We start from the raw sequence: 23784 nt of genomic DNA, 5'->3' as shown, positions 1-23784 counted from the left end.
GTGTGAGTGATAGGAGCGGCATCCTTTTTGTTGCTTCTTTGCAACAAAAAGATATAGCGGATAGCACGACCTATTTGGCTTTTTTCAAGCCAAGTAGGGCACACGCAAATTATTTGTACTATTCTGTTGCCTTATCTACACTAATGCGGCCTTCTCTATTTGCCAACTCCCAAGCGGTGTAGAATACTAACCTGGTTCTGTTTTCCAACAAATCATATTCTATTTTGTCTGGAGTGTCAGAAGGCTTATGGTAATCATCATGCGTCCCGTTGAAATAGAAAATGATAGGCACATTGTTCTTTGCAAAGTTATAATGATCTGATCTGTAGTAAAAACGATTAGGATCATTTTCATCATTATACGTGTAATCCAATGCGATGTTTGTATATTTTTTGTTGACTTCTTCAGAAATATTGTGGAGCTCAGTACTCAATTTGTCAGAACCAATCAAATACACATAATTCCTGTCTCCTGTGCGCTTAGGATCTATTCTTCCAATCATATCAATATTAAGATTGGCGACAGTATTCTTCAAAGGGAAAATAGGATCAATATCTGCATAATAGCTAGAGCCCAATAAGCCTTTTTCTTCACCGGTTACATGTAAAAATAATATTGAACGTTTTGGGCCATGGCCTGCGTCTTGGGCTTTTTTGAATGCTTCAGCAATTTCTAAAATAGCAACAGTACCTGAACCATCATCATCTGCACCGTTGTAGATCTCACCATTTTTAACACCTTCATGGTCTAAGTGTGCTGAAATAACAATAATTTCATCTGGTTTTTCTGAACCTTTGATGAATGCCACCACATTTTCTGAATTTACTTCTTCAGAATTGCTGGTCACATCTATTTCTAAATCTGTTTTTACTGTTTTAGAAGTGTCATCGGTTGCAATAGAAGCTAAAAGTGATGCTCCTAATTTTTCGCTGACTAGTATTTGAAGCATATCTTCTTGCTTATCTTTAAGCGTAATACGTCCGTCACTACCCGATTTGGCGGCTGCTTCCATATAGTTTGCAACCATTTTTAAATAGGCATTATCCATAATAAGGAGTGTTTTGATGCCTTTTTTACGTGCTACATCTCTTTTAGATGAAAGCGCCTGTCTACCCACTGACCATTTGGTGTCTTCCTTGGCGCCAGAAGTAACATATGTGCCATCTTCATTTTTTGGTTCACCAGATTTTATCAACACAATTTTACCTTCAACATCTAAACCTTCATAGCTGGAATACTTTTCATCTTCAATGCCATACCCTGCATAAACAATATCTGACGCTTTGATAGCTTGTGAAGAAGCAGCACCAGACATCACATAATCGGCATAATTTTTAAATTGAACCCCATTAACTGTGATTTCTGTTTGTGGCGATTTCTGGTTCAGCAATGGCACTTCTTGAAAGTAATCCCCTTCTGAAATTGGCGAAGGGATATTCATGTCAACATAATGTTGTTTCAAATATTCAACCGCCATTTTCTGACCTTTTTCTCCAGTTTCACGACCTTCAAATTCATCAGAAGCAAAGGTGTATAACATTTCCTTTAATTCATCAGAAGTAATGCTTGTGCCATACTCCGTTGGATCTATAGGTGCAATGGTCTCGACAGTTGGTGTTTGCTGTTGTGAAGTTCCACAACTTAAGGTGGTCAGGGCAATACCTGCGATAATGAATAGCTTTTTCATTTATATAATTTATGTGTTATAGATTTGCGATATTACGAAAAAACGATACATTTTAACTTTGTTAATGTCTTCATTTAACAAACTTTAACAATCTTAGGCACTAAAATTACATCTTATCTATTTTGAGCCGATCTTTACTATTGGCGAGATACCATGTGGTTGCGAATATAAGTTGGGCGCGCTTTTGCAATAGCCCATAGTTGATCTTATCTGGGGTGTCAGTAGGTTTGTGGTAGTCTTCATGCTCTCCGTTGAAATAGAAGATTACAGGTATACCTTGGTAGGCAAAATTATAATGATCTGAGCGGTAGTAATAGCGGTTGGCATCATCTTCTGCATTATACCTGTAATCGAGGTTTAAATTAGTGAACAGGTTGTTTGTAATTTCAGAGATATAATGGAGTTCTGTACTTAATCTGTCAGCACCAATAATATAGATGTAGTTCTCGTCTTGCTTTTCTTTATGGATGGAATCCACTCGTCCTATCATGTCAATGTTCAAATTTACCACAGTGTTCTCGAGAGCGTAAATAGGATTTTTTACGTAATAATTTGATCCTAAAAGCCCAGACTCTTCAGCAGTCAGGTGTAAAAATAAAATACTGCGTTTGGGGCCATGACCTTCTTTTTTTGCTATGGCGAATGCTTGAGCCATTTCCATCAGTGCCGCAGTTCCTGAAGCATTGTCATCAGCGCCATAATACGTGGCCTCATCTGTAGTTCCCAAATGATCTAAATGTCCTGACACAATAATAATCTCTTCCGGATGTTCTGAGCCCTCAATAAAAGCCACCACATTTTGTGAGGCAGGACTGTCTTTTGTGAAATATGATTTGGGAATGTTTTGATAATAATTGTCGCCTCCCAGTGGCGATAAAACCCCGTTATTTATATAGAAATCCTTTAGAAATTTGGATGCTTTATGAAACCCTTGCCGGCCTGTTTCCCGACCTTCAAAATCTTCTGAAGATAAAGTGTGGACATGTTCGCTCAGTTCGTCAGGCGAAATGGTATTGCTGTATTTGACGACAGTTTCAGGTGAGTCAAAAACGATACTTTCTTTTAAGTTTTCAATTTTTTGGGTATAACTATGATTGGCGCAAGAACCAACCAGCGTTAATGCCGAAGCAATAAGGAGGGCTTTCATTTATAAAGGATTATAAGCAATCAAATAAAAACCAAAAAAAAGGAAAAACAGAAGTGATCTCGTCTTTTTTTTTGAAATGGTCAGGTAGATATTGCTCAGATTTATTCTTCTTGCAACCCTTCTAAATCTTCCGTTTCTATTTCAAGTTCTGACTCGTCTATTTCAAGATCCAACTCTTCCAATAGTTCTTTTGAATCTTCTATGGACGCTTCTTCCTTAAGTTCCAATTCATCGAGGTTCCCAACTTCAGCTACATTGAAAACCGATTTGTAAGTGGTGAGCACCAATGCTATAAAAGTCAATAGAAAAATAAGTTGTATCGATTTTTTGGGATACTGTTTTTGTTTTGCCATATAAAAAGCAATCAAAGCAAAAATTAATGCAGCAACTGCAGGAACGTAAGCAATTTGAGACAACGGAGTTACAGCTATTATTAAAGCCAAAACTGCTGAGATAAATCCTAAAACAATAAATAAACGTCTCATAATCTAATTTTTTAATCCGGTTGCTGATTTGATCTTAAGTTCGCCATTACCTACAGGAATTTTAAATTTTGCATAAACGGGCACTTTGTTCGCATCTGCAGTGAGGTATAATAAATTGTCATTAGAGCTGCCTTTGAGCACAGCGTTATTTTTGAGGGACAACGCCAGTTTATAACACTCCCTCTTGCCAATAGCCGTTTGAATCGTTTCCTTGCCCACGTATTTTACGCCGATAATAAGTTCTTTGTTATCAAAAATAACCTTAAAATTCTGAACGTCACCTGGCATGGCCTTATGGATGTCCAAATTGCGAATATGGTATATGGTAGAAACAATATCTTTAGTGCCGACGTTTATTTGTACATTTGAGTTAACATCATAAATTACACCTTTCCCATTCTTTTTACGCATTAAACTTTTAACGCTGTTTGTTTTATGGCTAAAGGTATACTGCATAAACTTATAGTAACTCCCTTCATTAATGTCACGTTTATATAAATATGGTGCTAAGCTTGTTGGGCTCACATAGCTTTCATACAAATCGCGGATTTTGAAAAAATTATCCCATTTGGTAAATGTGGCTGCCGTACACTTAAGATGCAATAAGGTGGCTTTAGATGTTTTGACCTGCCCGGTTTCCATAGTAACCTGAGCTATGTCTGTCATTAATCCAGACATGTTATAAGATGCTGTAAAGGTCAGTTTTTCACCTACTGCAATAGTAGTGTTTTGAGCAAATTGCATGGAACTGAATAGTAAGAGAGCAATACCAAAGAGTTGTTTCATAAAACTAAATTAAGCGCCAAAGATATTTATATTCCCATTATAAAGCGGAAAATTTCTTAGTCGTCATTAACTTTTTGTACAACAGAAAATTGGGCATCTGTTAATTAACTCCCAAATTAGCTATCGGATTAATTTTTTGGTCTTTTGCGTCATGTGAACGGGAGTTATACTTGTAATTTTATCAGAGAACTTTATATTAACTAAAAAATTTAATAGTATGAACTCAGATCAATTTGAAGGAAAATGGAAACAGATTAAAGGTGATTTCAAAAAGAAATATGGCAAAATTACCGATGATGAGTATACGGAAGCCGAAGGTGACTTTGACAAGTTAGCAGGTAAAGTACAAGAGCGTTACGGCAAATCAAAAGAAGATTTTAAAAAAGAAGTCGATAACTGGTAGAATGCCAAATCGGTCTAAAAAAAAAGTTCTCAAACCTTATGTTTGAGGACTTTTTTATGAAATAACCTAAAGCTATCTTTGCATTTATGAAAACCCTCAGCCTTTATATAGTATTAATTTCAGGAATACTTCTTTGCAATTGTGCATCAACAAAAATCAAAAATATTCAGTACACTCAAGTTTCAAACTCAACTGCCAGTTCCCAGCCCACCTTAAATGTGTTTATGCCAAATAAGGGCAAGGCTTCAAATCCTGTTTTAATTTTTGTTCATGGCGGTTATTGGGAGGAAGGAAAAAAAGAAACCTACGGATTTTTGGGAAGGAATTTTGCTAAAAAAGGCATCGTGACTGTGATCATTGATTACACACTCAGCCCAAAAGCCAACTATGATGACATGGCCAAAGAAGTTGCCCAAGCTATTGCTTGGACAAAGGCAAACATTTCTGAATATAAAGGCGACGAGACCTCTATTTTTTTGACAGGTCACTCTGCAGGCGGACATTTGGTGGCTTTAGTAAGCACAAGTCCTAAGTATATTGAAGATAAAAGCGTCATCCAAGGCGTCATTTTAAATGATGCCGCAGGATTGGATATGTATAGTTATTTGCAAAAGTATCCGCCTACAGAGAAACATCATTACAAGACAACGTGGACGGAAAATCCTGAAAATTGGAAAGCAGCATCCCCCATATATTTTTTAAATGATGGGACGGCTCCTTTCAAAATTTATGTGGGCAGTAAAACACATGAGTCCATCAGTGTTTCAAATGATGCGTTTATAAAAGAATTAAAGAATTATCAGCCGGGCGTCTCTTTGGAGATTTTAAATAAAAAACATGTTCCTATGATGAGTCAGTATTTCTTCCCCTGGAATGATCGATATGACGAAATCATCAAATTTATAGAGGCAAATCAATAAGAAGGAATTTAGATGAGGACTAGTAAAAAAAAAGATTATGGAAAATCGAAAAGAAAAAAAACAGAACAATAGAAAACAGGATGAAACTAGACCGCAAGAGGTAAAAGATAAAACAACGCCTAGTGAAAAAGAGTGGGATCCTGATCGGGATCCTAACGAAGAGGCATTAAGTGATGACGAAAAATTGGAACGAAATAGGGATGTTAGAAAGCCTAACGATTCTGACTCTGCGTAATTATCACAATTAAAAATATATGAAGATGAAAAATAGTTTCAAAACAATCATAAATTCGGACACACCAGTGCTGGTGGATTTCTATGCGGAATGGTGTGGGCCCTGTAAAACTTTGGCCCCTATATTGGAGACGGTCAAGACAGAGATGGGAGAGGCTGTAAAAATAGTAAAGATAGATGTGGACAAAAATCAGTTATTAGCCTCCAATTACCAAGTAAAAGGTGTGCCTACATTATTGCTCTTTAAGAATGGTAAACAGGTTTGGCGACAATCTGGAGTGCTTCAAAAAGATGACTTGATCAAAGTGATTAAATCACATTAATAGGTGTTTATATGTTTAGTTGGTCAATCATAAACTGACTAATATCATAGTTGTCTTTGCGCCATAACGGTATCTTAGTGAGATAAAAACAGATTAATCATGTATATCAACCTAGAAGATAAAGACAGTAAATTTGTTTTGGAAAACAACTATTTGGGACATCTGGCATACATCTATCAAAATAGACCATTTGTTGTACCCATCACCTACTTTTATCATCCTGCAAAAAATGTCATCATTTGTTATTCTGCTGAAGGCCATAAAATGAATGCCATGCGCAAAAACAAGCAGGTTGCTATGAATATCGTTGATGTGGATGCACTTACCAATTGGAAATCAGTATTGGTACATGGCACATTTGAACAGCTATTTGCCAGTGAAGCAAAATCTTATTTGCATGATTTTTCCTTGGGAATTAAATCTTTGGTAGCAGAAAAGGAACTGAAAGATTTGAGTTTTATCAGTGAGTTTTCCAGCAAATTGATCGATGAAAATTCACCAATGATCTTCGTCATAAAAATTGAAGAGATCACAGGTAAAATGAGGATGGACTAACAAAAGGAGCGACAACTCTTTCGTTTGTCATTTTGGGGATTATATTAGTTCATAGTACGTGTCATTTGTACACTACTTCATAATACGGGTCATTTGAAAGAACTTCTTGTAACTTTCAGGAATGGTATTAATGTCCAGTAAAGAGTTAGGTGCCATGGCAGGATAAATTTCGTCAAAAGTTTTTACTTCCAAAAGGCCAATTCTTTTGCTGATATGTTCACGCGTCAATTCACTTGGGTCATTTAAGCCAGCGGCAGCAACAAGCTCCAGGAAACTATGAATGGTGGCCTGATGGTATTTTTTAGCTCTAGGCGCTTTATCTTCTACAACCAATCCTCTTACCAAAGACGGGTTTTGTGTTGCCACACCTACAGGGCAGGTGTTGGTGTTGCACTGTAAAGCCTGAATGCAGCCAATAGCCAACATCATGGCGCGAGCACTGTTACAGCCATCTGCTCCAAACGCGATGGCACGTGCCATATGGAATCCGCTTATAATTTTTCCTGCTACGATAACTTTAATGTCATCTCGTAATCCAAATCCTATCAAGGTGTCATGAACAAAAATCAAACCTTCTCTAAGTGGCATTCCCATCGAATTTGAAAATTCGACAGGTGCTGCACCTGTACCACCTTCACCACCATCAACGGTGATAAAATCAGGACGTATCCCTGTAAAAATCATCGCTTCACAGAAATCCATGAATTCTTGTTTTCTTCCCAAACACAATTTAAAACCAATAGGTTTCCCTTCAGACAGTTCTCTGAGACGCTTAATAAAATACATAAACTGAATGGGGTCAGCAAAAGCAGAGTGGGATGGCGGTGAGTGTAAGGCAATACCTGGTTTTACGTGTCTTATTCGTGCAATCTCTTCAGTATTTTTGGAAGCCGGCAAAATTCCACCATGCCCAGGCTTTGCACCTTGGGACAGTTTTATTTCAATCATTTTTACCTGTGGTAGTAAGGCATTTTTTGTAAAGGTGACCTCGTTAAAGGTGCCATCCTCATTTCTGCATCCAAAATATCCTGTTCCAATTTGCCAAATAAGATCCCCACCATTTTCTAAGTGGTAATCGCTAATACCACCTTCTCCGGTGTTATGGGCAAAATTTCCCATTTTAGCACCTTTGTTTAATGCCAACACTGCATTTTTACTTAAGGAGCCAAAACTCATGGCTGAAATATTCAATAAACTTGAAGAATAAGGTTGTTTACATTCCTTGCCACCAATCAGCAAGCGAGGAAACTCCCCAATTTCTTGAGGATTTTTCTTGGCATACATGGAGTGTTCCATCCATTCATAACCGGAGTGGTATAAATCCATTTGTGTACCAAAAGGTTCTGTATCATTTTCGCCTTTAGCTCTTCTGTAAACCAAAGATCTCAGGATCCGATTTAGAGGTCTTCCCTCGGTATCAGTTTCAACAAAATATTGCATAATCTCAGGACGAATCGACTCTAATATGTACCTGAAACGACCCAATAGCGGAAAGTTTCTACGGATGGTATGACTCTTTTGAAAGATGTCAATTAGACCTAAAACAATTAGAGGAATAACAATAAGGAAAGCCCATAAGATAGGGCTCCATAAAAAAGCGATTCCAACTATGGCTAACACTGAGATAACCGAAATTAAAATAAATATCTCGCGAACTTTCATCTTCAAATTGGTTTAAAAACGCAAATATACCATTACAATACTGGATTGTATACTAAAACGAAATAGTTTAAATTAATTTCTAGCTCATATAAGGTTAGTGTAAAAATGGCTTCCAAATATTCAATCTCAAATTGGATGATTCTCATCCCTATTTAAAACGAAAACAGTTATCTTTTGAATTAAATGTGGTAAAGCGTTTGATTATTTTCACTTTCTTTAAAGTAACTTTTTCAATTGTCAATGATATGATTGCAGCCATTACGCTTTTTTTAGTCGTTTCTATTTCCGCCTTGATCACTAAAATTGCGACTATCGCCTTGGTACATACTGGTTTGTCTACTGATAGCGCCAAATTTCAGTCGCGCTCAGCCTACACAGGGGTTGGATTCAGTACCACTGAATCGGAAAAAATAATGAACCATCCTGTGCGAAGACGGATTATATTCCATTTAATGCTTGTTGGCAACGCAGGAATTGTAACAGTCATGTCCTCATTAATACTGACATTTGTGTTGCCCGAAACGTTGGCCTCAAAACTCTACGGGCTACTCATTGTTGTCTTCGGAATGTCATTTGTCTGGTGGGCCATAAAAAGCAAATGGGTTGACAAAGCCTTGTCTGCTCTAATCAATCGGATGCTGAAGCGCTATACAGATTTACACATACAGGATTTTGCAGCTGTTTTACATTTGAAGGACGATTTTAAAATCAGTGAAAAGTTGATTGATGATGAAGATTGGATGGCCAATAAAACGTTGAAGGATCTCAACTTAATGCACGAAGGCTTAACCATTTTGGGAATTGATAGACATGGTGACGACTATTTAGGCTCTCCTGCCGGAAATGCCATGATTTTACCAGATGATGTCATTACTGTTTATGGCAAGTCGGAAGTTATAAAAAGTGTTTTTGGGAGAAAGCGGGATTTCAAGGCTACCTTAGAGCATGAAGCGTTTGTCAAAATGGAAGAAGAAAGGCTCGAAGATCAAGAACAACGTAAAAAGGAATTGTAAAGGGTCATTGATTCTAAAAAACTTTGATTGAGGTCAACAGCTTTAAAAAAATGTCATCTATCTTAGTAAACGATGATCCCATCGCTATAATTCTGATTTTATCACTTCTAATAACCGTACTTTTGACTGATGCTATCTATGATGTCATTCGATATGTTTCCGTAAAATTACTCACCTATTATAGAATTCCTCAAATATTAAAATAAGAATCAAATTACTTAATGACGTCAAAACTTTCCAATCCAGTCCTATACCTAATGAGCATTTCCGCTGGTTTGGTAGTTGCCAACCTATATTACAACCAGCCTTTACTGCACCTAATTTCAGTTACCTTCAATGTTACGGAATCAGCTGTGAGTAATGTTGCATTATTCACACAATTGGGGTATGCCTTAGGTCTATTGTTCGTGATTCCGTTGGGAGACAAAGTTTCCAATCACAAAATTTTAAAATTTGACTTTCTGCTCATGGTCATTTCTCTCGTAGCAGCAGGATTGTCAAAGTCTTTACTGCTTTTAATTATCAGTAGTTTTTGTATCGGCTTTACATCGGCTATTCCTCAGTTATTTGTACCCATGGCAGCGCAATTGGCGGACGAAAAGGGGAGAGGACGAGCCATCGGAATCGTGATGAGTGGCTTGCTCATTGGTATTTTGGGCAGCCGTATCATAAGTGGTTTTGTTGGCGATCTATTTGGATGGCGGGTAATGTACTATGCAGGAGCTGTTATTATGGTAGCCCTGTTTGCATTATTGCGTTGGAAATTACCTAAACTAACCCCGCAATACAAGGGTACTTATGGTGAATTAATGTCTTCATTGTGGTATTATTTTAAAACAGAGCCCTCATTGAGGCTCGCAGCTTTAAGGGGTGGTTTGGCCTTTGCAGGCTTAAGCGCATTTTGGACGACCTTAGTGTTTTTAATGGAAGATAATTTTGGATATGGGAGCAGCATCACCGGAGCCTTTGGACTAGTCGGAATTGTGGGCGCATTGGCAGCAACAGTAGTTGGAAAATTAAATAACAGATTTAATAAGAACCATATTATTACGTTTTCGGTCATCTTATTAATTATTTCTTGGGTAATTTTCTTGTTTTCAGATTTTTCAATCATTGGATTGGTTATCGGAGTGATTTTGGTGGATCTGGGTTTGCAAGCTTTACATATCACGAATCAAAATATTATATTTTCAAAAAATCCTGAAGCTCGAAATCGCGTTAACACCATTTATATGGTTGGTTTCTTTATAGGCGGAGCGCTTGGTACAACCCTTGGTGCCTTAGCTTGGGAACATTATAGTTGGAATGGGGTTTCGCTACTCGGGCTTTCTTTGTCAATAGTCATAGCTCTAGTGCATTTAATTTTTAAGAAAAAAACACTGTCATAACCTATGTTAGATTTACTTATAAACAACGCAAAATTAGATGCTTCAGAAGGTTCTTTGGAGAGTGCTGTAAAAAAGGTGTCAAATTTTAGGCATTTGAAATCCAGATTATCGAAATTACGCAGTTGATTAAGGGCATGAAAATCAATTGTCTTATCTTTAGTAACGGAGATCAATAACAACTTTTGCTTCATGACCAAGGAGAAAATGTAGTGAAACGTTCACCAATCAAATGAATTATTATCATATTCTAAATGCAAAATTATGACTTATCTAATATCCTTATTTTTTCTGCTATCTAATTTATGTGCAACAGACCAACCGAAATTAACGCTCCACATCCAAAATATTGAATCTGGTAAGGGCAAAATAATTATTGGCGTATTTAACACCGACAAAGATTTTTTGAAGGATGGTGTTGCTGTCAAAAATTATACGGTTGATGTTAATTCTGCCAATGAAACTTTTGTAATTACTGATTTACCAAAAGGGGTTTACGCCATTTCATTGTATCATGATGAAAATTCTGACAACAAATTTAATCGTAATTTTCTCGGTATTCCAAAAGAAGGCTATGGCTTTTCCAATAATGTCAAACCTAGGTTTTCGGCACCATCTTTTGAAGATTGTAAATTCTCTTTAACAACAGATTTGGAGATGAAAATAAAAGTCATTAATTAGAACTACATCAAAGTAAACAGATGGTAGCGAAGTGACCTTCCCACACTGTCCAACATAAAACATAAGGCAGATGAATTCTATCAGAAAAGCAAAATTAGATTTGGAAAGTATCCACAGCATAAAAAAGTTATGCTTCCATGATGACAATTATCCGCTATTTTTCAACAGACAATTAATTGATAGTTCTCAAGATTATTTTTTGGTAGCCCAAAAAGAAACTTTAGTTTTGGGTTATGTGATTGGGAATCACACAAAAGAAAATGATCAAGGCTTGCTGCTTTATTTAGGAGTGCATCCTGATGCGAGAGGAAAGAACGTAGGAGCAAAACTTGCGGAACAGTTGGTGAAACTTTTAGAAAACAGCCAAAGCCGTGAAATTTTTTTAACAGTGCACCCAAACAATGCCATTGCCATTAAACTATACAAAAAAGCCAGATTTGAAGTCACTGCCACCTATGACAATTATTACTTAGACGATGAGCCCCGAGTGCTTATAACTGAGCAAACTGTTTAAGACATGTTCAATTCTTAAAACAATTAAGAGCAGTAGAGTTGGGGCTTGTCAAGACTTTTATAGAAGGTGTATTTTATTGTGATGTTGAAAATAATGCATTATTTTTAGTATGTACCCAGCAAAACGAGTCACAGAAACCTTTATAATTGAAATAAAAACAGTCTATTAAAATTAACCGAAATTTGTGGTTAAACCATCCAGATCATGGTTAGTTGTTTGAAAAAATAGTACAATTGCTATTACCTTTTCTTTAACTTTACCGAAAATAAATATTAAATGATTAGAAAAATATTCCTTACTCCATTTCAGAAATTCGTAAAAATTGAAAGTTTTAGTGGTATTCTACTGATGCTAAGTACAGTTTTGGCTCTCATTTGGGCTAATTCTCCTTTGGGCGACTCTTATCGAGAGCTTTGGCAGTATGATATTGGTATAGTTACTGAAGGTTTTGAGTTCAAAAAACCTTTGATTCTTTGGATTAATGACGGCTTGATGGCAATATTTTTCTTTTTAATAGGTCTTGAGATCAAACGGGAACTATTAATTGGAGAACTTAATTCTACTAGAAAAATCATGTTTCCTCTAGTTGGAGCTTTAGGTGGGATGGTGGTACCAGTGGTATTTTTCTTAGTGTTGAATCAAAATCCTGAGACCGTTAAAGGGTGGGGGATTCCCATGGCTACAGACATTGCATTTTCATTAGCCATTCTAAACGTTTTAGGAAAACGGGTGCCTTTGAGTCTTAAAATATTTTTAACAGCATTCGCCATCGTAGATGATATTGGCGCTGTTTTAGTGATTGCTTTGTTTTACAGCGGTACAATCAATATTATGTTATTGCTGATTGCCTTGGGCTTATTGGTGGTTTTATACTTACTATCCTATAAAGGTTATTATTCAAAATTTGTAATGTTGTTTTTGGGTGTAGCCGTTTGGTTCTTGTTTTTGAAATCTGGTATACATCCTACGGTTGCTGGAATATTATTGGCATTTTCTATCCCTATCCGCCAAAAGATAGATACATCTACGTTTTTAACGCAATTGGAAAATGTCTATAATGACATTAAAACATCCAGCATTCTGCAGACACCCATCCTCTCAGATGAGCAAATAGTGAATATAGACGATTTACAAGATTGGACTTTAAAATTTAGATCGCCTTTGCAACATTTAGAACAGAGCCTACACGGCTGGGTGGCCTATTTTATTATTCCAATTTTTGCACTCGCCAATGCAGGGGTGCTTATTGACAGTTCAGTAGATTTGGATACCGCCTTGGTCATCAATATTATCATTTGTTTGATTTTAGGTAAAGGTATTGGTGTATCCTCTCTGGTTTTGATTGCAAAAAAAATCAAGATCATAGAAGTCCCGAGCGATATCAGCTTTAAGGAAATTATTGGGGTCTCGTTTTTAGCAGGTATTGGTTTTACGATGGCTATTTTTATTGCAAGTTTAGCTTTTGCTACACATCCTGAATACGTCGATTCCGCTAAAATTGGTATTCTTATTGGCTCTTTTATATCTGCAATTATTGGCTATACCATCTTAAGAATAGGATCAGACAAAACGGATTCTTTTAAGCACACTTCCTAATAGAGTTCCAAAAGCCTACAGCCATTTAACGCCTGTTTACTTATCATTCGCTTACACAGATGTATGTCAGAACACACTCATTTTATTCAACTCTTTTAGAATAAGAAAGAACTAACTGATTCAATTATTGACGGTATCAAATAATAAAGCCCATTTTGAAACCGATGTAGTTTTGCCATCCCACTATAACCCCATGCATCCCATATTTTGGTAATAGGAATGTTTCGTACCTTTTGCACAAAGGCTTTCCCTGCCAATTTTCTTAACAAACTGAAATGGAACATCTCCAATCTTATAGCGTCAATAGTTATGTTAAATGCGACAAGGACCCTTACTGAAAAGCCCTAAATTCAATAAAATTAAAAAAATTGCAAGTCATTAAATCACCCGATAACTCTCCAAACAATTCAATAATCCGCGGTATTTAGGCTTTAAGAGGCTATTGAATAACGAAAAAAAAATTGATTTTTCTGAGTTGGTCTTGTAGATTGAAGACAATTTGGCTTCTAATAAAAAAAGAACATGAAAGATAAACATATTGTCATTGTAGGTGGCGGTTTTGCGGGTATTAATTTGGCGAAAGAATTGGACGGCATAAAAGGATTGCAGGTGACTATGGTGGATCGGAATAATTATAATTTCTTTCCACCCCTATTATACCAAGTGGCTACGGGAATGCTAGACATTTCAAGTATAACCATTCCTTTTCGGGCACTTTTCAATAAAAAAAAGAACTTGCATTTCAGGTTGGGTGAATTGGAAGAAATAATCCCAGAAGCTAATAAAATAAAGCTATCCACAGGAGATCTACATTACGATTATTTGGTTATTGCTATTGGTACTAAGAGCAATTTTTTTGGTATGGACAATATTGAGAAAAATGCACTAAAAATGAAAACCGTCAACGATGCGATAAAATTGAGAAATTATCTCATCATGGAAGGTGAAAAATATACCTTTTGTACAGACGAAGATGAAAAACGGAAAATGCGAAACATCGTTATCTCCGGCGCGGGCCCGTCAGGAGTGGAAATAGCAGGAATGATTGCTGAAATGCGGAAACGTAAACTTATTGACATTTATCCAGAGCTCGTAGGAGAGCAATTGAATATTTATTTGGTAGATGGAGCACCAACGGTACTCCCACCTATGCGTAAAGAGTCACAGCAATACACCCTAAAAACCCTTGAGAATTTGGGGATCATCGTGAAATTAAACAAAATGGTGTCTGATTATAAAGATGATAAGGTCTTCTTCAAAGATGGTGAAACCATTGAAACAAAAACCTTAATCTGGACAGCTGGAGTTATCGGAATTAAGTTTAAGGGCATTAAGGAAGACTGTTATGAAGATGGCAACCGACTCAACGTAGATGCCTATAATCAGGTAGTACATTATAATAATATATATGCCATTGGAGATGCGTGTATACAAAAAACGGACCCTGATTTCCCGGAAGGACATCCGCAATTGGGCAGTGTTGCACAACAACAAGGCAAAGCGATGGCTGAAAATTTTATTGCGATGACCAAAAATAAAAAACTTGAAGCTTTTAAATACAATGATAAAGGTACCATGGCCATTATTGGCGATAAAAAAGCGGTTGCTGATATGACTTTTCCAAAAACAACCCTTACAGGATGGTTTGCTTGGTTTTTATGGTTGTTTGTGCACTTATTTTTATTGGTGGGTTATAGAAATAAATTCAGAACCTTCTGGAATTGGTTCAACGCCTACCTAGGCAAAGGCCATTCTCAAGGCGTTATGGTTGGGCAAACAGCAACAGATTCTACAGTGTTAGAACAGAACACTATGTAACTTTTTAAAAAATCTATAATTATGAAAATCTTAGAAGATAAAGTGGCCATTATAACGGGTGCAGCATCTGGAATTGGTAGAGCCACAGCGCTCCTATTCGCTAAAGAAGGTGCCAAAGTAATTGTTAGTGATATTGATGAAGCAAAAGGGCATGAAGCGGTTGAGGCCATTGAAAAAGACGGTGGCACTGCGTTCTTCATCAAAGCGGATACAAGCAGCCCTGAAGCTGTAGAACACTTAGTGAAGCAAACCGTAGCAAAGTATGGCGCACTTCATATTGCCGTGAACAATGCAGGAATTGGAGGTACTCAAGAACCAGTAGCCGACTATCCCATTGAGGATTGGAAGAAGGTTTTGGACATCAATCTTTCAGGAGTCTTTTATGGCGTGAAATATCAAATTCCTGCAATGAAAAAAAGTGGTTCTGGCAGTATTATCAATATGGCCTCCATACTCGGGCAGGTAGGTTTTGGTGGATCTGTAGGTTATGTTGCAGCTAAGCATGCTGTGGTTGGTCTTACAAAAACAGCAGCTATAGATCATGCTAAAGACAACATACGCGTTAATGCCGTTGGTCCTGGATTTATTTATACAGGATTGGTAAATGAAGAGTCTATGGGTAAAGAAGGCATTCAGGGTTTAGAGTCCAAACATCCGATTGGCAGATTGGGAAAACCTGAAGAAGTGGCAGAAATGTGCTTGTTTTTGGCTTCTGATAAATCGTCTTTTTCAACGGGAGATTATTACCCAGTAGATGGTGGCTATCTAGCAGTCTAAAAGCACAACCTAAACTATTTACGAGGCTCTTTTTAGCTAACAAAGTTGATCATTTTAATTAAAATCATATGAAAGATGATCAGGGTCTGATTATAGATTGGATGAATATGCCAACCTATAATACCATTATGTGTTTGGCGGTTGGTGCCGCCTTATGTTCTTTGGCAGTTATGGGAAAACAAATGCTTGAGAAAAAGCCAATAGAACCAAAGGGATGGTCGCTCAATTTGGCCGTTCTCGGGATATTGCTGTTTCTTACAGGGTTGCACATGACGCTGACTTGGCCGTTGGCGAAATATTTTCCGTTTGATAATATTGTATTTGGAGAACCTGCATTAGCTTTTGGAACTTTACTTTTGGCGTTTTCATTCTATTTCTGGAAAGCGTCGCAGCTGTTGCAGACCTCTGAAAACCCGCTCGTTCCTATCGCGAAAATCGGGTATCAATTTAAATATTTTTTCTACGGAATTGGTTTAGCCCTTATTGCTATTGGCGTTGCCGGCGTAAAGTATCAATTGTTTGCCGCACCTCCGGAAGAACCCGTAAGCGGACAATTTGCAGAATATCCTCTTGTAGAAGCTATTTTTATCTCCGGCCTATGGGCATTGACCGGCGTGGCCTCACTATTGATCCCAAGTGTTTTTAAGAGTTTTTCTGAAGGACAAATTATTGCAACCACTAAATTAAAGGCGGCATACATTCTTTTATACGGCTTGGGCATTGTGTTTTTGCTGTTTGGGGCGTTCAACTATTTTTCGCACATCGGCTTAATTGTAAATACCATGAAATAATAAACCTCAATACAAATGAAAAAAGCATATCCTGTAAATTTCTCCCATGTTGGACTCACCGTTCCATACTTAGAAAAAGCCATAAAATTTTACACTGAAGTGATGGGCTGGTACCATATTTCTGGACCTATGCGTGTCTCTGAAGACGAGGGAAACAATCTCAGCAGAATCAGCAAGTTGATCTATGGTAAGGGATGGAAATCCTTTCGCTTTGCGCATCTGTCATCTGCAGATGGGATAGGTTTGGAGCTTTTTCAATTTTCAGAGAATTTTACAGAGGCATCCATAAATACACCTTTTGCAACAGGCATCTTTCACTTTTGCGTTCAACATCCCAATCCCAAAGAACTTTTAGAGCGCATTGAAGCAGGCGGTGGAAAGATTACCATGGAGCCGCAAGTAGAATATCCTGATGAGAAGCCTTATGTGATGGCATTTGCTGAAGATCCGTTTGGGAATAGCATTGAAATATATTCACATAGCTATGAGCTCCATAATATAGGACCAAAAGGGCCTTTAATCTAATTGAAAATGGGTAACTTTATAACTATCGGTTATAAAAAAATCACATGAATTTAATTAGGATCTAAAGATTGATCGATCAAAAACACCAATGAGTTAGAGCTAGTGATAATGTCCAAAACAGTCAAGAATACTAGCTTATAAGCACGATTACCCCAACAAATTAAGGTACTTTGGAAGCAAAACTTTAAGTTTTCAATAGTATTGAATATTCAAAGAAAAATAAATAATAACTTAAATAAAAAACCATGAATACGAATATTGGAATTTCAAAAGAACACAGACAAGAAGTATCTGACATCCTTGCTAAATTGTTAGCAGATGAGTTTGTACTTTATACAAAAACATTGAAAGCGCACTGGAATTTAGAAGGCCATGATTTCCATACCAAACATCTATTTTTTGAGGAGCATTACAACGATATTAAAAGATTTACAGATAGCGTTGCAGAGCGCATCAGAAAGGTAGGGCATTATGCACCAGGAACCTTGAAAGAATTTTTGGAGTTAACGCACCTTTCTGAAAAATATAAGGGCGACAACACAAGTCATGATTACACTGCTACCTTATTAGATGACCATGATACCATCATAAAATATATTCGTGAAAATATCTCGAAGGTGGAAGACGACTTGAAAGATGCAGGAACAGCAGATTTCTTGACTGGAATTATGATGGAGCACGAAGAGATGGCTTGGATGCTCAGAGCAACGATCGCTAAATAAAACGCAACATCACTAAATTTTGATAAGGCTAAACTCAAATTAAATTTTGGGTTTAGCCTTTTTTAGAATGGAGGCTTTCCATTATCATTAAAACTATTACTTTAGTGCATGTCGAAAAGTTTGTTTCACGAGACTATACTTTAAACCTACAGTAACATAAAAAATTGAAATACTTACAAATGACTGAATTTTTTGAAACCTACAAATCACAAATCATTTATGGAGCAGTAGTTATTGTCATAGCGGTTACACTTCGTATAGTCACAAATTTCATCATTAAGTGGTTGATTGAAAAAGAAGCGCAAAAATTTCCGGGCACACCACTTGGGCCAGTTAAAATACTGAAAAGCACTTTAAACACGTTGTGGTTAGTTTTAGGAGTTATTGCATTGAGCTTTATTTTTGTTGACAATGAGAAAGATGCCACCTTAAGGACCTATTTTAAATTGGCAAGCTATTTGGGATTAGTGGCTGTGGTGACCATTGTTGGCGCGACACTTACCAACATGTGGTTTAAACACAAAATTCAAGAGAAAATAGTCTCCCAATATGACCCTACGAGTTATAAATTTATGCGCTATGTTGTTGTTTTTCTTATTTGTTTTGTAGGTTTACTTTTTGGATTATTGGCTTTTCCTTCGCTTAAAGGTGTAGCGCAAACGGCTTTGGGCGGTGCAGGTGTATTGGCTCTCATTGCTGGTGTCGCCTCTCAAGAAGCCCTATCAAACTTGGTTGGAGGGGTGTTTATTATTTCTTTTAAACCCTTCAAAATTGGCGATGTGATCAAAGTTACAGATACCATGTTAGGCACCGTCGTAGACATTACCTTGCGCCATACCGTTATTAGAAATTTTGAGAACAAAATGATTGTTATCCCTAATGCGGTGATCAACAAAGAAAAATTGATCAATTATGACTTGTTCGAAGCCAAGTGTTGCGAACACATTGAGGTAGGGATTTCATATGACAGTAATATTGATAATGCGAAAAAAATCTTACAGGAAGAATGTGAAAATCATCCTTTAATTTATGACAACCGTTCAGAACTTGACATAAAAGATGGGATGCCTATGGTGAGAACAGCCCTAACAAAAATCAACGATTCTTCATATACGATAAGAGCTTGGGCTTGGGCTCGAAATTACACGGATTCGTTTTCTATGAAATGTGATGTTTTTGAAAGTACGATAAAACGTTATAATGCCGCTAATATTGAATTGGCCTATCCAACACGAACTATTTATATGATAAATGATGAGGTGGCGATAAAAGAGAAGTCAAAGGAGGAATAGAGCGTGTTCTTTTAATCAGACAAAACCTATCAAATCTTAAATTTACTGATAATTTAAAAAGCCACCTTTTAAATCGTATATCATTTCAAAACCCATTTCTGCTAGTTTTTTTGCTGCTTGACCGCTTCTATTGCCACTTTTACAGTAAATATAAACTGGTTTGTCTTTCTCAAGTTTTTCAAAATCGGCATTGAACTGTTCTGAAAAGAAATCAATATTCAATGCAGTTTCAATGTGTCCAGCTTCAAATTCCTCAGGTGTTCTCACATCAATCAACTGCACTTTTGCCTGGGCAATGGAATCCTTAAATGTGGTCACTTCTAAGATATGAATACGGTCATCTTGTTGCGCTTGGGCCAGTAATGATGCTCCAAATAGCATTATGGTAAGTATGAATGTTTTCATTTTTATCGTGTTTTATCTAAGATTGCAATTAAACTTCTCAAGAAGTTGAATAGAGCGATGCCTAGATAGCTACATCCAAAATCTTTGGAATGTGCCGTTTTTTGAGATCCGTTCAAAAGTAGAACTATTTAATTAGGGGCACTGTAATCTCTACATTAGAATTTACAAAAATCTATAGACACACTTCCATATCCACCAATGAGCAGTAAAAAATTGAAGTGCGCTAGATTAGATTTTCGTTGAGCAGCTAGCGCCAGCGGTGTTTTTAACACCTAACTTCTGCAAAATTGTTTCCAACAAGCACCATTTTGTAAATGCTGACTGAATTAAATTGATACCTATAAATACGGTAAGCCACATCCAATTTGGGTTGACATAAACAGTCAGTACAACACTCAATAGCACCATAGTGCCCACAATTACTCTAAAATATGTATTTAACATGATGAATTAATTTTAAGATTATATAAACTTCTCTATGGGAACCACAACCGCCTTTATGGGATTGTATGTTTCCAGATTTTTATTAAATTCTTCGATAAGGTTGAACAAGGCCGCAATATGTTCATCTTCTGTAAAGGAGAAAAACATACGCGACTCATTACCCAATTTTGCGCCAGAAAACCAACTAGAGCCCATTAAAACTGACGCACCATCTTTGTGCCCATCAATATCTGAACTACTAAAATTCTCGATATTGGCTAATTTGAAAAGTTTCAAAATATCTTTCTGAAATTCTTCGACTGCTGTTACGATTACTAATTTCATTTCACATTTTTTTGTTTCCCGCAGAATTCGCAGATCTATTACTCTATTCTGCGTGAATCTGCGCTTTCTGCGGGACAATTATTATTTATAATTCTTCTTCTCAATCATATAATAAACCAATGGGACAACCAATAAGGTTAAAACCGTTGAAACAATCGTTCCGCCCATCAACGAAATGGCCAATCCTTGGAAAATGGGGTCAAACAAGATCACGAATGCTCCAATAACCACTGTTCCTGCGGTTAATAAAATTGGTGTCGTTCTGACGGCTCCAGCTTCAATGGCGGCTTGTTTTAATGGGATGCCTTCTGCGGTACGGAGATTTATAAAGTCAATCAGAAGTACCGAGTTTCGCACCATAATTCCTGCCAGCGCAATCATTCCAATAAATGATGTTGCCGTAAAAAATGCGCCCATAATCCAGTGGCCAATAATAATCCCGATTAAGGATAAAGGAATGGCCACCATCATCACAATTGGGGCTTTAAAGTTTTGGAACCAGCCTACAATCAAGATGTAAATCAAGATGATGGCTCCTAAAAAGGCAATTCCTAAATCTCTAAACACTTCTAAAGTAATTTGCCATTCGCCATCCCATTTCACCGTATAATTATCTTCAAAATCAGGCTGACCCAAATACATTTCATTGAGTTCATAACCTTGTGGTAACGGGATTTCCTTTAATATTTCGTCCATGCCCAAAATAGCGTAGGCAGGACTTTCCAATTCGCCAGCCATATCAGCTAAAACATACACCACACGCTTTTGGTTTTTACGATAAATACTTTTATCGCCTATCGTTTTGTTAATGGTCACCAAATCGGCAATTGGGATCATTTTTCCTTGTTTGGATTTGACATTAAGTTGGGAAATATCTGTTATTGTCGATTTCTCTTTTTCATCTAAAGCCAATACCAGTCCCACCTGATTGCTTGCATCTTCATCATATAAAGTGGTGATGGCTCTATTGGATAAGGCCATATTCATGGTATAAGCAATCTGTTGTGGTGCCACGCCGTATAACATGGCTTTTTCCTTATTGATTTCAAATTGATATTCGGTTTGATCAGCTTCAACCATCCAATCCACATCAACAACATCAGCTGTATTATTTAGGATGTCCTGAATATGATCGGCAATTTTAATTTGCTCCTTATAATCTGGTCCATAAACTTCTGCAACAATTGTAGATAATACAGGAGGTCCTGGCGGCACTTCTACCAATTTGACATTCGCATTGTATTTTGAAGCAATCTTTTGAATGTCTGGGCGTAATAATTTGGCAATGTCATGACTTTGTGCAGATCGCTCGCCTTTAGCAATTAAATTCACTTGAATGTCAGCGGTATTACTTCCACCTCGTAAATCGTAATGACGTACCAAACCGTTAAACGTAATAGGAGCAGAGGTCCCAACATAATTTTGATAGTTCACCACTTCTGGACGTGTGGATAGATACTGTGAAATTTCTTGTGTCACAACGCCTGTGCGCTCCAAAGTGGTGCCTTCTGGCATATCGATGACCACCTGAAACTCATTCTTGTTATCAAATGGCAACATCTTTACGGCCACCGAGTTGGTAAAAAACAGGACCATAGTGCCCAATAATACCGCAAAGGTTCCCCCTAAAAACCACCAACGTTTGGATTTGCTTTCCATTAAAGGACGCTCAAACTTGTCGTAAAGACGGTAAATAAGTGTTTCTTCTAAGGGTTTCTCAACTTTTTCAGGTTGCCCTTTCTTTTCTTTTTCTCTTAAGAAAATGTAGCCCAAATATGGTGTTATGGTTAAAGCGACAAATAGGGATAGAATCATCGCAATAGATGCGCCTATTGGCATTGGTGCCATATAAGGTCCCATTAATCCCGAAACAAAAGCCATTGGTAAAACGGATGCAATAACTGTAAATGTTGCTAAAATGGTAGGGTTTCCAACTTCGTTAATTGCGTATAATGCTGCTTGTTTAAAGGGCAGGCGTTTCATTTTAAAATGCCTGTGCATATTTTCGGCAATAATGATAGAATCATCTACCACAATTCCGGTTACAAATACCAACGCAAACAGCGTAATCCTGTTGAGCGTGTAATCCATCATATAATAGCTCAACAAGGTCAATGCAAAGGTAATTGGGACGGATAAAAACACGACCAATCCTCCTCTCCAGCCCATGGCTAGCATGACTACAAGTGTCACTGCAAAGATTGATCCTACCAAGTGCCATAAGAGTTCAGAAACTTTGTCTGAAGCCGTTTCGCCATAGTTTCTGGTAATTTCCACATGCACATCATCAGGAATCAAGGTGCTTCGTAAATGCTCAACCTTATCAATAATGACTTCTGAAATTTTCATCGCATCAGCGCCTTTTCTTTTGGCGACAGATATTGTAACAGCAGGATATTCTGATTTATAATCTGCTGATTTGACGCTGCCTTGTCCAAATCCTAAACTCACATAGTTTAGCGGTACTTCAGGGCCGTCGATAATGGTAGCAACTTGTTTTAAATAAATAGGCCGATCCTGTTGCACTCCGACTACCAAATTCTCAACATCGGTAACCGATTCTAAAAATTTTCCTGTAGTGACAAGGAATTCAGTGTCATTTTTATCAAAACTTCCAGAACTCAATTGGCTGTTGTTGGCCTTGATCATTTCAGATACCGAGAGGAAATCCAATCCGCTGGCAGCCAATTTATCTTTGTCTAAAACCACACGTAATTGACGACTTCTCCCACCAATTTTATGGGTAATGGCCACATCATTTACTTTTTTGATCTCAGCCTCCAGCTCTTGCGCCATTTGGCTCAATTGATAATCATCGTAGTTTTCGCTCCAAAGCGTTAATCCCAGCATGGGCACATCATCAATGGCACGTGTTTTTACTAACGGAAACGTGACGCCTTCCGGCATTTGGTCCATGTGCTTATTGATTTCGTTGTAGAGTTTTACAAACGAGCGCTCAATATCTTCACCCACATAAAACTGGACGATGACCATGCCTTGTTCTTTCATGGAGGTAGAATACACATATTCGACACCTTTGATATTGGAAATCAATTGCTCCAAAGGTTTGATGACCCGTGATTCTACTTCTGTAGGACTCGCGCCGGGATACCCCACAAAGATGTCGGCCATAGGCACGTCAATCTGCGGTTCTTCCTCGCGCGGAATCAAAAACGAACTATACACACCAACAACCATAAATACAATCATTAACAATATGGTTAACTTGGATTGCATAAAGACTTTGGCAATTTTACCTGCGATACCTTCTTTCATAATAAGATCCCCTCTAACT

Annotated in this window: 26 protein-coding genes; 17 read left to right on the top strand and 9 right to left on the bottom strand. The window is 37.3% G+C overall.

Features of this window, described 5'->3' with window-relative positions; all coding sequences use genetic code 11:
* Positions 1-118 precede the first annotated feature (118 nt).
* From A9996_RS12765 to A9996_RS12750, 4 genes are all read right to left on the bottom strand, one after another.
* Positions 119-1687: a M28 family metallopeptidase gene (locus A9996_RS12765; RefSeq protein ID WP_066435570.1), complete on the bottom strand. Its 1569-nt coding sequence runs from the start codon at positions 1685-1687 to the stop codon at positions 119-121.
* A 106-nt stretch (positions 1688-1793) separates the two neighbouring features.
* The gene (locus tag A9996_RS12760; RefSeq protein ID WP_066435566.1) at positions 1794-2834 is read right to left on the bottom strand and encodes a M28 family peptidase; all 1041 of its coding nucleotides are present in this window, start codon (positions 2832-2834) and stop codon (positions 1794-1796) included.
* Positions 2835-2935: 101 nt separating this feature from the next.
* Complete coding sequence (locus tag A9996_RS12755) at positions 2936-3319, bottom strand: hypothetical protein (RefSeq protein ID WP_066435563.1); 384 nt, start codon at positions 3317-3319, stop codon at positions 2936-2938.
* A gap of 3 nt (positions 3320-3322) precedes the next feature.
* Positions 3323-4105, bottom strand: coding sequence for a DUF3108 domain-containing protein (locus A9996_RS12750; RefSeq protein WP_066435560.1), 783 nt, complete (start codon positions 4103-4105; stop codon positions 3323-3325).
* A gap of 217 nt (positions 4106-4322) precedes the next feature.
* Here A9996_RS12750 and A9996_RS12745 point away from each other — a divergent pair, with 217 nt between their 5' ends.
* From A9996_RS12745 to A9996_RS12725, 5 genes are all read left to right on the top strand, one after another.
* Positions 4323-4508: a CsbD family protein gene (locus A9996_RS12745; RefSeq protein WP_066435558.1), complete on the top strand. Its 186-nt coding sequence runs from the start codon at positions 4323-4325 to the stop codon at positions 4506-4508.
* Positions 4509-4594: 86 nt separating this feature from the next.
* On the top strand, positions 4595-5428 hold the full coding sequence (locus A9996_RS12740) for an alpha/beta hydrolase (protein ID WP_066435556.1): 834 nt from the start codon (positions 4595-4597) through the stop codon (positions 5426-5428).
* A 37-nt stretch (positions 5429-5465) separates the two neighbouring features.
* Positions 5466-5663: a hypothetical protein gene (locus tag A9996_RS12735; RefSeq protein WP_066435551.1), complete on the top strand. Its 198-nt coding sequence runs from the start codon at positions 5466-5468 to the stop codon at positions 5661-5663.
* Positions 5664-5688: 25 nt separating this feature from the next.
* Positions 5689-5985, top strand: coding sequence for a thioredoxin (gene trxA / locus A9996_RS12730; protein WP_066435584.1), 297 nt, complete (start codon positions 5689-5691; stop codon positions 5983-5985).
* Between the two features lie 99 nt (positions 5986-6084).
* A complete protein-coding gene (locus A9996_RS12725; protein ID WP_066435548.1) occupies positions 6085-6540 on the top strand; it encodes a pyridoxamine 5'-phosphate oxidase family protein in 456 nt (151 codons plus the stop codon).
* A gap of 72 nt (positions 6541-6612) precedes the next feature.
* On the opposite strand, the gene A9996_RS12720 is transcribed toward A9996_RS12725, so the two are convergent.
* Complete coding sequence (locus A9996_RS12720) at positions 6613-8202, bottom strand: FMN-binding glutamate synthase family protein (protein WP_066435540.1); 1590 nt, start codon at positions 8200-8202, stop codon at positions 6613-6615.
* Between the two features lie 197 nt (positions 8203-8399).
* Between A9996_RS12720 and A9996_RS12715 the strand changes: the two genes are divergently transcribed.
* The 12 genes from A9996_RS12715 to A9996_RS12665 all read left to right on the top strand — a co-directional run bounded on the left by A9996_RS12715 (position 8400) and on the right by A9996_RS12665 (position 19316).
* Entirely contained in the window at positions 8400-9215 is an 816-nt protein-coding gene (locus tag A9996_RS12715; protein ID WP_245905289.1) for a TrkA C-terminal domain-containing protein, read from the top strand.
* A gap of 50 nt (positions 9216-9265) precedes the next feature.
* On the top strand, positions 9266-9421 hold the full coding sequence (locus A9996_RS19915; protein WP_157487220.1) for a hypothetical protein: 156 nt from the start codon (positions 9266-9268) through the stop codon (positions 9419-9421).
* A gap of 15 nt (positions 9422-9436) precedes the next feature.
* Positions 9437-10603, top strand: a complete 1167-nt coding sequence (locus A9996_RS12710; protein ID WP_066435538.1) for an MFS transporter — start codon at positions 9437-9439, stop codon at positions 10601-10603.
* A gap of 261 nt (positions 10604-10864) precedes the next feature.
* Positions 10865-11281 (top strand): DUF2141 domain-containing protein, encoded by a 417-nt coding sequence (locus tag A9996_RS12705; protein ID WP_066435532.1) that lies wholly within the window; start codon positions 10865-10867, stop codon positions 11279-11281.
* Between the two features lie 70 nt (positions 11282-11351).
* The gene (locus A9996_RS12700) at positions 11352-11795 is read left to right on the top strand and encodes a GNAT family N-acetyltransferase (RefSeq protein WP_066435529.1); all 444 of its coding nucleotides are present in this window, start codon (positions 11352-11354) and stop codon (positions 11793-11795) included.
* A 276-nt stretch (positions 11796-12071) separates the two neighbouring features.
* Positions 12072-13391: a Na+/H+ antiporter NhaA gene (gene nhaA / locus A9996_RS12695; RefSeq protein WP_066435526.1), complete on the top strand. Its 1320-nt coding sequence runs from the start codon at positions 12072-12074 to the stop codon at positions 13389-13391.
* Between the two features lie 522 nt (positions 13392-13913).
* On the top strand, positions 13914-15209 hold the full coding sequence (locus tag A9996_RS12690; protein ID WP_066435524.1) for an NAD(P)/FAD-dependent oxidoreductase: 1296 nt from the start codon (positions 13914-13916) through the stop codon (positions 15207-15209).
* Positions 15210-15230: 21 nt separating this feature from the next.
* Positions 15231-15986 carry an SDR family NAD(P)-dependent oxidoreductase gene (locus tag A9996_RS12685; RefSeq protein ID WP_066435518.1) on the top strand — a complete coding sequence of 252 codons (756 nt, stop codon included), beginning with the start codon at positions 15231-15233 and terminating at the stop codon, positions 15984-15986.
* A gap of 68 nt (positions 15987-16054) precedes the next feature.
* Positions 16055-16777 (top strand): DUF981 family protein, encoded by a 723-nt coding sequence (locus A9996_RS12680; RefSeq protein WP_066435515.1) that lies wholly within the window; start codon positions 16055-16057, stop codon positions 16775-16777.
* A 15-nt stretch (positions 16778-16792) separates the two neighbouring features.
* Positions 16793-17302 carry a VOC family protein gene (locus tag A9996_RS12675; RefSeq protein ID WP_066435512.1) on the top strand — a complete coding sequence of 170 codons (510 nt, stop codon included), beginning with the start codon at positions 16793-16795 and terminating at the stop codon, positions 17300-17302.
* A gap of 245 nt (positions 17303-17547) precedes the next feature.
* On the top strand, positions 17548-18024 hold the full coding sequence (locus A9996_RS12670) for a Dps family protein (RefSeq protein ID WP_066435509.1): 477 nt from the start codon (positions 17548-17550) through the stop codon (positions 18022-18024).
* A 164-nt stretch (positions 18025-18188) separates the two neighbouring features.
* A complete protein-coding gene (locus tag A9996_RS12665) occupies positions 18189-19316 on the top strand; it encodes a mechanosensitive ion channel family protein (protein ID WP_346210617.1) in 1128 nt (375 codons plus the stop codon).
* 42 nt (positions 19317-19358) lie between these two features.
* Here A9996_RS12665 and A9996_RS12660 read toward each other — a convergent pair whose 3' ends face one another.
* The 4 genes from A9996_RS12660 to A9996_RS12645 all read right to left on the bottom strand — a co-directional run bounded on the left by A9996_RS12660 (position 19359) and on the right by A9996_RS12645 (position 23765).
* Complete coding sequence (locus A9996_RS12660; RefSeq protein ID WP_245905288.1) at positions 19359-19721, bottom strand: rhodanese-like domain-containing protein; 363 nt, start codon at positions 19719-19721, stop codon at positions 19359-19361.
* A 228-nt stretch (positions 19722-19949) separates the two neighbouring features.
* A complete protein-coding gene (locus A9996_RS12655) occupies positions 19950-20165 on the bottom strand; it encodes a YgaP family membrane protein (protein WP_066435502.1) in 216 nt (71 codons plus the stop codon).
* 18 nt (positions 20166-20183) lie between these two features.
* Positions 20184-20489: a hypothetical protein gene (locus A9996_RS12650; protein WP_066435499.1), complete on the bottom strand. Its 306-nt coding sequence runs from the start codon at positions 20487-20489 to the stop codon at positions 20184-20186.
* Between the two features lie 81 nt (positions 20490-20570).
* Positions 20571-23765, bottom strand: a complete 3195-nt coding sequence (locus tag A9996_RS12645; protein WP_066435496.1) for an efflux RND transporter permease subunit — start codon at positions 23763-23765, stop codon at positions 20571-20573.
* Between the last annotated feature and the right edge of the window lie 19 nt (positions 23766-23784).

The sequence above is a fragment of the Gelidibacter algens genome, from assembly GCF_001678675.1.
In the GTDB taxonomy this organism is placed as follows: domain Bacteria; phylum Bacteroidota; class Bacteroidia; order Flavobacteriales; family Flavobacteriaceae; genus Gelidibacter; species Gelidibacter algens.
This window is presented reverse-complemented; position numbering and strand designations above follow the sequence as displayed.

What these genes read in the sequence shown, in the direction of transcription:
- A9996_RS12760 (WP_066435566.1), bottom strand. Translation starts at nt 2,834, where the DNA reads ATGAAAGCCCTCCTTATTGCTTCGGCATTAACGCTGGTTGGTTCTTGC.
- A9996_RS12675 (WP_066435512.1), top strand. Translation starts at nt 16,793, where the DNA reads ATGAAAAAAGCATATCCTGTAAATTTCTCCCATGTTGGACTCACCGTT.
- A9996_RS12755 (WP_066435563.1), bottom strand. Translation starts at nt 3,319, where the DNA reads ATGAGACGTTTATTTATTGTTTTAGGATTTATCTCAGCAGTTTTGGCT.
- A9996_RS12740 (WP_066435556.1), top strand. Translation starts at nt 4,595, where the DNA reads ATGAAAACCCTCAGCCTTTATATAGTATTAATTTCAGGAATACTTCTT.
- A9996_RS12680 (WP_066435515.1), top strand. Translation starts at nt 16,055, where the DNA reads ATGAAAGATGATCAGGGTCTGATTATAGATTGGATGAATATGCCAACC.
- A9996_RS12745 (WP_066435558.1), top strand. Translation starts at nt 4,323, where the DNA reads ATGAACTCAGATCAATTTGAAGGAAAATGGAAACAGATTAAAGGTGAT.
- A9996_RS12735 (WP_066435551.1), top strand. Translation starts at nt 5,466, where the DNA reads ATGGAAAATCGAAAAGAAAAAAAACAGAACAATAGAAAACAGGATGAA.
- A9996_RS12750 (WP_066435560.1), bottom strand. Translation starts at nt 4,105, where the DNA reads ATGAAACAACTCTTTGGTATTGCTCTCTTACTATTCAGTTCCATGCAA.
- A9996_RS12650 (WP_066435499.1), bottom strand. Translation starts at nt 20,489, where the DNA reads ATGAAATTAGTAATCGTAACAGCAGTCGAAGAATTTCAGAAAGATATT.
- A9996_RS12705 (WP_066435532.1), top strand. Translation starts at nt 10,865, where the DNA reads ATGACTTATCTAATATCCTTATTTTTTCTGCTATCTAATTTATGTGCA.
- A9996_RS19915 (WP_157487220.1), top strand. Translation starts at nt 9,266, where the DNA reads ATGTCATCTATCTTAGTAAACGATGATCCCATCGCTATAATTCTGATT.
- A9996_RS12645 (WP_066435496.1), bottom strand. Translation starts at nt 23,765, where the DNA reads ATGAAAGAAGGTATCGCAGGTAAAATTGCCAAAGTCTTTATGCAATCC.
- A9996_RS12660 (WP_245905288.1), bottom strand. Translation starts at nt 19,721, where the DNA reads ATGAAAACATTCATACTTACCATAATGCTATTTGGAGCATCATTACTG.
- A9996_RS12765 (WP_066435570.1), bottom strand. Translation starts at nt 1,687, where the DNA reads ATGAAAAAGCTATTCATTATCGCAGGTATTGCCCTGACCACCTTAAGT.
- trxA (WP_066435584.1), top strand. Translation starts at nt 5,689, where the DNA reads ATGAAAAATAGTTTCAAAACAATCATAAATTCGGACACACCAGTGCTG.
- A9996_RS12690 (WP_066435524.1), top strand. Translation starts at nt 13,914, where the DNA reads ATGAAAGATAAACATATTGTCATTGTAGGTGGCGGTTTTGCGGGTATT.
- nhaA (WP_066435526.1), top strand. Translation starts at nt 12,072, where the DNA reads ATGATTAGAAAAATATTCCTTACTCCATTTCAGAAATTCGTAAAAATT.
- A9996_RS12655 (WP_066435502.1), bottom strand. Translation starts at nt 20,165, where the DNA reads ATGTTAAATACATATTTTAGAGTAATTGTGGGCACTATGGTGCTATTG.
- A9996_RS12710 (WP_066435538.1), top strand. Translation starts at nt 9,437, where the DNA reads ATGACGTCAAAACTTTCCAATCCAGTCCTATACCTAATGAGCATTTCC.
- A9996_RS12720 (WP_066435540.1), bottom strand. Translation starts at nt 8,202, where the DNA reads ATGAAAGTTCGCGAGATATTTATTTTAATTTCGGTTATCTCAGTGTTA.
- A9996_RS12700 (WP_066435529.1), top strand. Translation starts at nt 11,352, where the DNA reads ATGAATTCTATCAGAAAAGCAAAATTAGATTTGGAAAGTATCCACAGC.
- A9996_RS12670 (WP_066435509.1), top strand. Translation starts at nt 17,548, where the DNA reads ATGAATACGAATATTGGAATTTCAAAAGAACACAGACAAGAAGTATCT.
- A9996_RS12725 (WP_066435548.1), top strand. Translation starts at nt 6,085, where the DNA reads ATGTATATCAACCTAGAAGATAAAGACAGTAAATTTGTTTTGGAAAAC.
- A9996_RS12685 (WP_066435518.1), top strand. Translation starts at nt 15,231, where the DNA reads ATGAAAATCTTAGAAGATAAAGTGGCCATTATAACGGGTGCAGCATCT.